Origin of the sequence: Brevundimonas sp. (assembly GCF_041688735.1) — a bacterium.
In the GTDB taxonomy this organism is placed as follows: domain Bacteria; phylum Pseudomonadota; class Alphaproteobacteria; order Caulobacterales; family Caulobacteraceae; genus Brevundimonas.
On record NZ_JBDNHO010000066.1, the window covers coordinates 1 to 3,551 of the forward strand.

At 63.2% G+C, this 3,551-nt stretch carries 4 protein-coding genes, 1 tRNA gene and 2 pseudogenes; all 7 read left to right on the plus strand.

Annotated features, from left to right (window positions below):
• Window positions 1-141, plus strand: a pseudogene (tuf, locus tag ACESMO_RS07275) (elongation factor Tu); the annotation flags it as partial.
• A 202-nt stretch (window positions 142-343) separates the two neighbouring features.
• Window positions 344-472 (plus strand): hypothetical protein, encoded by a 129-nt coding sequence (locus tag ACESMO_RS07280; protein WP_372707496.1) that lies wholly within the window; start codon window positions 344-346, stop codon window positions 470-472.
• A 94-nt stretch (window positions 473-566) separates the two neighbouring features.
• Window positions 567-1,901, plus strand: coding sequence for a hemolysin family protein (locus ACESMO_RS07285; RefSeq protein WP_372707497.1), 1,335 nt, complete (start codon window positions 567-569; stop codon window positions 1,899-1,901).
• A 108-nt stretch (window positions 1,902-2,009) separates the two neighbouring features.
• Window positions 2,010-2,085, plus strand: a tRNA-Trp gene (locus tag ACESMO_RS07290).
• 63 nt (window positions 2,086-2,148) lie between these two features.
• Window positions 2,149-2,439: a preprotein translocase subunit SecE gene (gene secE, locus ACESMO_RS07295; RefSeq protein WP_372707498.1), complete on the plus strand. Its 291-nt coding sequence runs from the start codon at window positions 2,149-2,151 to the stop codon at window positions 2,437-2,439.
• Between the two features lie 9 nt (window positions 2,440-2,448).
• Window positions 2,449-3,024 (plus strand): transcription termination/antitermination protein NusG, encoded by a 576-nt coding sequence (nusG, locus tag ACESMO_RS07300; RefSeq protein ID WP_372707499.1) that lies wholly within the window; start codon window positions 2,449-2,451, stop codon window positions 3,022-3,024.
• 294 nt (window positions 3,025-3,318) lie between these two features.
• Window positions 3,319-3,551: pseudogene (gene rplK / locus ACESMO_RS07305) on the plus strand (50S ribosomal protein L11); the annotation flags it as partial.

Sequence of the window (3,551 nt, forward strand, 5' to 3'; positions counted from 1 at the left end):
GAGATGATCATGCCCGGCGACAACGCCGAGCTGAACGTCGAGCTGATCACCCCGATCGCCATGGAAGAAAAGCTGCGCTTCGCCATCCGCGAAGGCGGCCGCACGGTTGGAGCAGGGGTCGTTTCGAAGATTACGGAGTAACCATCGGGCTCTCCCCGCCGAAGGGGGAGGAAGAAAGATACAGAGCGGCCCCGGGGACAGACCCGGGGCCGTTTTTGCATCCGACGCCTTCTCCGGTGAGGGGAGAAGTGTGGTTAAGGCACCCCTCCAGCGCGCGTCGCCTTGCATGCAACCGCAAACCGATCCCCACGTTCGCACTCTGGACGTTAGGATTTGAGTAACCATGCGGCGCTCCCTGCACATCGGCCTGTTCATCGGCACCCTGATCGGCATGTCGGCCTGCGCCCCATTGCCGGACGACGGAGCCTCTCGCGGCGCCTATGGCTCGGTCGAGGCCGGCCGCGCGCGCTGACGTTCAAGGAATCCATGGCGGAGGGAGAGAAATCTCCCTATTATAGGTTTTGCGGACGCCGGATGTCGCGCCGCGCCGGTCCCACTTCCCCTAGATGTTAGCCATCGCCATCGTCGTCGTTCTGGCCCTTGTGGTGCTCAACGGCCTGTTCGCCATGACCGAGTTGGCGGTCGTATCCTCGCGGAAGTCCAAGTTGCAGAGCCGCGCGGAGCGTGGCGACAAGGGTGCCCGTGCGGCGCTGAAACTGGCCGAGGAACCGACGCATTTCCTGTCGGCGGTCCAGGTCGGCATCACCCTGATCGGCATTGCGTCGGGCGCCTATGGCCAGGCGGCGATCGCCGGAGAGCTTGACCTTATCCTCGAGGCTATTTTCCCGGCATTCGCGGCCTTTACCCATGTGTTCTCGACCGTGCTGGTCATCATCTTCATCACCTATGTGTCGGTGATCGCCGGCGAACTGGTGCCCAAACGCCTGGCGCTGATCTTCCCGGAGAGCATCGCCTCCAAGATGGCGGCACCGATCGCGACAGTGGCGATCATTCTGAAGCCTTTCGTCGTGGTCCTGACGGCCTCGACCTCGGCCATCCTCAAACTCATGGGCGTCAAGGACCGCGACGGCTCGGACGTGACCCAGGAAGAGGTCGAGACCATGATCGCCGAGGGCACGTCGGCGGGCCTGATCGAGCCGGAAGAGCAGGAGATGATCGAAGAGATTCTCCGCCTCGGCGACCGTCCCATCCGCGTGGCCATGACGCCGCGCCATGAAGTGTTCTGGATCGCTCTGGACGACAGCGACAAGCAACTGCGCGAGGAGGTGCGGACCTGCCCCTATTCGCGCATCGTCGTGGCGCGCGAGAACGACGTCGATAACCCGCTGGGCGTGGTTCACAAGAAGGACCTGCTGGACAGCCTGCTCGACAACGGCGAGTTCAATGTCGAAAAGCATATCCAGACCCCGGCCTTCATTCCGCAATCGACCTCGGTGCTGAAAGCGCTCGGGATCATGAAGGCGTCGAAGGTCCACATGGCCTTCCTGGTCGACGAATTCGGTGCCTTCGAGGGGGTGGTGACGGCCACCGACCTGCTGGAGATGATCGCCGGCGATTTCGACGAGGGCCATGACGACGCCGAGGTCAATGTGCGTCTGCGCGAGGACGGCAGCTGGCTGGTCGACGGGCAGACCGATATCGATGAACTGGCCGACGTGCTGGGCGAGGATTTCGGTGAGGCCGACGGCTTCCACACCGTGGCCGGACTGGTGCTGCATCAGCTGTCGCGGGTACCGAAAGAAGGCGAAGTCCTGCAACTGGGCCGGTTCGAGGTCGAGATCATCGACATGGACGACCGCCGCATCGACAAACTGTTGTTCAAACAGGTGATCAACGCCCGGGAAGAGCGGGAAGCGGTCGCGGCGCAGTACGAAGACTGACGGCTTTCCGGCTTGAAAACCCAAGCGCGGTCGGGCATACGCCGCGGTCTGGCCGAAACGGCGCGCCCGGGGTCCACCTCAGGCGCGTCATGGTTTTGTCCGGACCTTAGGAGTGTAGCTCAGCTGGTAGAGCATCGGTCTCCAAAACCGAGGGTCGTGGGTTCGAGTCCCTCCACTCCTGCCACTTTTCTCTGACGGCGCGGATACCCATCTGCTCCCTCAGATCGCGTTGAAACGAGAACCGAGCATGGCCAAGGCCAAGACCCCGTCGGGTCGTCGTACCCAGACTGCCCAACCCGTCATCGCCGGCAACGCCGTGGCGGCCGACGCCTCGCCGCCGAAGAAGCGCACCTCGATCCCGCAGTTCGCCAGCCAGGTCCGCGCCGAAGGGCGCAAGATCGTGTGGCCGAGCCGCAAGGAGACGTGGATCACCTCGGTGATGGTCTTCATCATGGTCGCGATCGCCGTCGTCTTCTTCTTCGTGATCGATTTTGGCCTCGCCAGGCTGTCCAGCTTCATCCTCGCGATCGGCAGCTGAGAGATTCACATGACTGACGTCGCCCCCAAGCCCGCCGCCAATCCCCGGCACAAGTGGTACATCGTCCACGCCTATTCGAACTTCGAGAAGAAGGTCGCGCAGCACCTGACGGATCAGGCGCGCCAGCAGGGCCTGGCCGACCACTTCAGCGAGATCCTGGTGCCGACCGAGGAGGTCGTCGAGATCCGTCGCGGTCGCAAGGTCAATTCCGAGCGCAAATTCTTCCCCGGCTATGTGCTGGTGAAGATGGAGATGACCGACCAGGCCTATCACCTGGTCAAGAACACACCGAAGGTAACGGGCTTCCTGGGTGCCGCGGGCGGCACCAAGCCGCTGCCGGTCTCGGAGCGCGAGGTCCAGAACATCATCGGCCAGGTGGAAGAGGGCGTCGAACGTCCCAAGCCCACCATCCGCTTCGACATCGGCGAGACCGTCAAGGTCATCGACGGACCCTTCGCCAGTTTCGAGGGTCAGGTCGAGAGCGTCGACGAGGACGGCGCCCGCCTGCGCGTCGCCGTGTCGATCTTCGGCCGGCCCACGCCGGTCGATCTGGAATACAGTCAGGTCGAGAAGAACGCGGGCTGAGGCAACAAATAACTCCGCTCATCCCCGCGAAAGCGGGGACCCAGTTCTTTGGGCGATCGGAGCCACCGGGTTTGCTTTGACGGGAATCCCATCCGCCGGTGTTTCAGCGAAAGCACTGGGTCCCCGCTTTCGCGGGGATGCACGGATTGTATTTGTCCCCCTTATCCGCTAAACGCGCGCCTCGCTCTGAACAGGGCGGTGCGGGTTCGCCCGCATAAATCCGTGGGAGGCAGCCATGCCAGACCACGGCTCACCGGTCCCGATTGAGTTCGGGGCCATCGTCAGGAGAGACCAATGGCCAAGAAGATTCTGGGCTATATCAAATTGCAGGTGCCGGCGGGTTCCGCCACGCCTTCCCCCCCGATCGGGCCGGCCCTCGGCCAGCGCGGCGTCAACATCATGGGCTTCGTCAAGGAGTTCAACGCCCGCACCGAGAAGGAAGTCAAAGGCACGCCCCTGCCGACGGTGATCACCGTCTATCAGGACAAGAGCTTCACCTTCGTCACCAAGACCCCGCCCGCGACCCA

What these genes read in the sequence shown, in the direction of transcription:
- ACESMO_RS07280 (WP_372707496.1), top strand. Translation starts at nt 344, where the DNA reads ATGCGGCGCTCCCTGCACATCGGCCTGTTCATCGGCACCCTGATCGGC.
- ACESMO_RS07285 (WP_372707497.1), top strand. Translation starts at nt 567, where the DNA reads ATGTTAGCCATCGCCATCGTCGTCGTTCTGGCCCTTGTGGTGCTCAAC.
- nusG (WP_372707499.1), top strand. Translation starts at nt 2,449, where the DNA reads ATGACTGACGTCGCCCCCAAGCCCGCCGCCAATCCCCGGCACAAGTGG.
- secE (WP_372707498.1), top strand. Translation starts at nt 2,149, where the DNA reads ATGGCCAAGGCCAAGACCCCGTCGGGTCGTCGTACCCAGACTGCCCAA.